At 59.1% G+C, this 540-nt stretch carries 1 pseudogene; it reads right to left on the bottom strand.

What is annotated here, in order from left to right:
- Positions 1–7: 7 nt before the first annotated feature.
- Positions 8–445: pseudogene (locus tag IB248_RS30980) on the bottom strand (hypothetical protein).
- Positions 446–540: the final 95 nt, after the last annotated feature.

Here is a 540-nt window from a genome sequence, read left to right as displayed (position 1 = left end):
TGCCGTTTCAGGGGCTCAAATGGAGAATTGCCGTGCAGCGATGGCGGCTGACTTCGGAGAGCGATTTACGGCGGGCGACGAATTCGCGCAGTATCGGCGGAAGAAGTCCTTGCTGAACCGGCCAATTGGCAGCTCCGGTTCGAGATAGAACGAGTGACCGATGACGTCGCTGTTGAATTCGTCCATGATGATCCAGAGATGGCGATCTGCATCGAAGCCGGCGCGACGTTTTTCGATTGCCGGGATCTCGAAGGCGAACCGGTCCCGCTCGGGCTGTTTCGTGGTGATCGGGAAAAATAACACCGAGTCACCATCGGCACGCGCCGTCCGCACGCCGACCGCGACGGGGCGCTCCTTGCGTCCCTCTCGCCTTTTCCTGCTTCTCGATGCTAGAGATAAGGATGCGAATGACGGCTGCGGTCTGGATGTCGTCATAAACACTCATCGCCCGACCTCGTCGTCCTCAGCATATTGTTCGACCACGCGTTCCATGTCGGCGAACAAGGCGTCGGACATGGTGTCGATCGACCCGATCGCTCG

Origin of the sequence: Rhizobium sp. RHZ01 (genome assembly GCF_014851595.1) — a bacterium.
Lineage (GTDB): Bacteria > Pseudomonadota > Alphaproteobacteria > Rhizobiales > Rhizobiaceae > Rhizobium > Rhizobium altiplani.
The sequence above is the reverse complement of the archived record's forward strand: the minus strand, read 5'-3'. Positions and strand labels throughout refer to the sequence as shown.